Origin of the sequence: Corallococcus sp. CA047B (assembly GCF_003612065.1) — a bacterium.
GTDB lineage: Bacteria > Myxococcota > Myxococcia > Myxococcales > Myxococcaceae > Corallococcus > Corallococcus praedator.
Window position 1 is genome coordinate 1 of sequence record NZ_RAWD01000572.1, and the last position, 2,708, is coordinate 2,708.

2 protein-coding genes and 1 pseudogene are annotated in these 2,708 nt (G+C 68.6%); all 3 read right to left on the reverse strand.

All coding sequences use genetic code 11. The features are described 5' to 3' along the window. Positions 1 to 801: pseudogene (locus D7X74_RS41090) on the reverse strand (hypothetical protein); the annotation flags it as partial. A 125-nt stretch (positions 802 to 926) separates the two neighbouring features. Further along, positions 927 to 1,499: a hypothetical protein gene (locus tag D7X74_RS41095; RefSeq protein WP_120538361.1), complete on the reverse strand. Its 573-nt coding sequence runs from the start codon at positions 1,497 to 1,499 to the stop codon at positions 927 to 929. 99 nt (positions 1,500 to 1,598) lie between these two features. Next, on the reverse strand, positions 1,599 to 2,060 hold the full coding sequence (locus D7X74_RS41100) for a hypothetical protein (RefSeq protein WP_120538362.1): 462 nt from the start codon (positions 2,058 to 2,060) through the stop codon (positions 1,599 to 1,601). Positions 2,061 to 2,708: the final 648 nt, after the last annotated feature.

Genomic DNA, 2,708 nt, shown 5'->3' on the forward strand with positions numbered 1-2,708 from the left:
CCACCGCCCCCCATGCGCCGCCCACACCGGGCCGTCCGCCCCAACCGGCATGCAGGTGGGCCTCGAAGCCCGGCCGCACCACCACCACGGCGGTTGCGTCCAGGTGCGCCAGCGTCACCGGAGGCGCGTGACCTCCGGCCTCCCCCCAGTCATGTACCGCTGACAGTGCCAGTGTGTAGCGACCCTGCGCGCGGGGCTGGCCGATGAGGACGTGCTCCAGGTCCAGCGCGACTTCCGCCCCCATGAGTCGCGCGCCCAGCACGTCCGAGACGAACGCCTGCGTATAGAGGGGCCCCAGCGTGCCGGTGAGGAAGCCGCCCGCTGGGTGGTAGTCGGGATTGCTTCGGTTGGAGTAGCGCCGCACGAGGTGCGCGGACAGCAGGCTGTAGGACTCCAGCGCGCCGAACCAGACGCCCACGGGCGCGTCGTTCGAGCCCAGCTTGAGCCCGCGCACCACTTGTCCGAAGTCTGAGAGGCTGTCCCAGTCCTCCTTCCGCACGAAGCCCGCGGCCCCTCCACCACCCCAGAGACGCAACCGCACGGGCGTGCCCAGGTTGAGGCCAAACTCCGCGCCTCCGTCGAGAATGAGGGTCGGCTCCACCTGGAGGAAGCCCTCGCTCGTGCCGACGCCCGCGGCAGGAAGGACAACGTCGTCGCCTCCACGCGCAGCAAGTTGCGCCAGGCCTCGTCCAGGGGGCGCTGTTCCTCCTCCTCGGGCGGCACCTCCGGGACGTCCTCGGCCCATGCGGCCACCGGCAACAGCAGCCACAGCCAGACAGCCCCACTTCGCGTCATTCGCATCCACGCCCCCTGGGAGTGACACCTCCGAGGAGAGCAAAGGACACACGTCTGACATTCAGCCCGGCTCCCGCAGGGCCCGCGCTGCTACCCAGGGGTGAAGGTCGGCTGCGTCGAGCCGGCGACTGTTAATGCCGTGACAGGCGCAAGGCGCCCGGTCCCGGCTCTGTCGTCGTCTCGTCCGCGCTTCGCAGCGGGCGCGGCTCCGTGGGGATGGAGTCCTGACTCCGCGGCGGAAAGGCCGGGACGATGCCGCCCTCGTCCTCCAGCAGATTCAGTTCCTCCATGGCCTCGCCGCCTTCAAAGAGGGCGGTCTCTACTTCCTTCACCGCATCCGCCGCGCTGTACGGTCCCAGCCGCGTGAGCTGCCCGCGCAACTCCAGCTCCAGCGCTGCCGCTGTCGGGTAGCGAGACGCGGGCTCCCGGCACAGCAACCGCAGGAAGACGGAGCGCAGCGAGGTGGACAGCCCGAACGCGGCCTCCTTCACGTCCTTCCCACTGAACACCCTGGCGCGCTGGACGGCGTCCTCCACGAAAGGCGGCAGGTTCATGTCCATCGTCGTGGCCAGTGCCGCGAGCACGCGTTGGCTCTGCTCCCGCGAGAGGCGAGGAGACTCGTCCTCCACCTTGAGATTCCCCGGGTAGTCGAGGTGTCGCCCCGTGGCGAACTCCAGCAGCACCAGCCCCAGGGAGCTGACCATGGCTTCGCTCCCGTCGATATGCCTGAAGCGGCTGGCCATGGACTGGCGGAGGGGCCTGGGACGCCGGGCGTCTGTTCTGCCCGGCGGCATCCAGGAACGTCAGTCGTCCCGTCGGACCTCGAAGGTGGCCGTGATGTAGGCGGGGTCGGTCTGGACGTAGGTCAGGGTCTCCCCGTTCTTCGTGACGAAGAAGTCGTAGTGATCCGTGACGCCGGTGTTGTCAGTGGTCTTCGCGGTGCCGCGGCAATTGGAGTCGAGGGTGTAGGTGCCAGAGTAGACGATGCGCGAGCTCACCCCATTGGTATTGACGGTCGCCGAGCCCGTGAACGTGCCGTCTCCCTGGAAGACCTCACGCCCCGCCTGCGCGAAGGGGACCCGCTCACCTCCCGTCAAATAGAACCCGCTGTTCGCGTAGACGTAGCTGCCTTTCAGCAGGCGCAGCTTGCATTGCGAGTGCATGGAGAGGTCCTCCTCGGGCGCCTCACCGTAGGCTTCGTGCGCGAGCCCCAGGAGACCGGCCGTGAGGACACTGCCCATGACGTACCATTGGATTCGCTTCATGTTCCCCCTCCTTCGGTTCGGACCATCACGGCCCGATGAATTGGAGGCGAGAGAGTGAATGCGGGCCGGTCTTTCTCAAATCAGGCGTGGGTCGGTCTGGGCCATGCAGTAATCGACTGCGGGCATCCCCCGGGTGCCTTTGAGTGCTCCCCCAGGCAGGTGCGGAACGCGGTGAGCGCGGCGCCCCAGGCTGAGGCCAGGAAGGAGCCGTTGAAGGAGAAGACGCCGCGAGTGGACTGGCGGAGTCGCGCGACCTCTCCACCGCCTGGGGCGGATGGCACGGCGGGCCGCCGCTGACTTCAAGGGAACAGCCAAGGGCGGGCCCTCACGCTGACGCGCGCCTGACGGCTGCGCGGGGCTTCGGCTGCGCGGGAGTGGGGGAGCCATGCCGCCATCGGCGACGCCCACTTCGCACCGGAGGCCCGGGAGCGCGCGATGCAGCGGGCAGCCAGAAAAGCGAAAGGCCCGGAACCTTTCGGTTCCGGGCCTCTCTAGTGGCGAGGAGTACGGGACTTGAACCCGTTCCAGCTGTGTCAGAGCGCGCCGAGCTGGCGCGTATCCCCCTGGATTCTCAGCGCCTCGCACTCGTCGGCACCGATGCGCGCCAGTCCGCGCCAGCCGAGCGTAGCAGCGCTGTTACGCCCACCC

Coding starts and splice junctions, on each gene's coding strand:
- D7X74_RS41095 (WP_120538361.1), bottom strand. CDS start 1,499: ATGGTCAGCTCCCTGGGGCTGGTGCTGCTGGAGTTCGCCACGGGGCGA.
- D7X74_RS41100 (WP_120538362.1), bottom strand. CDS start 2,060: ATGAAGCGAATCCAATGGTACGTCATGGGCAGTGTCCTCACGGCCGGT.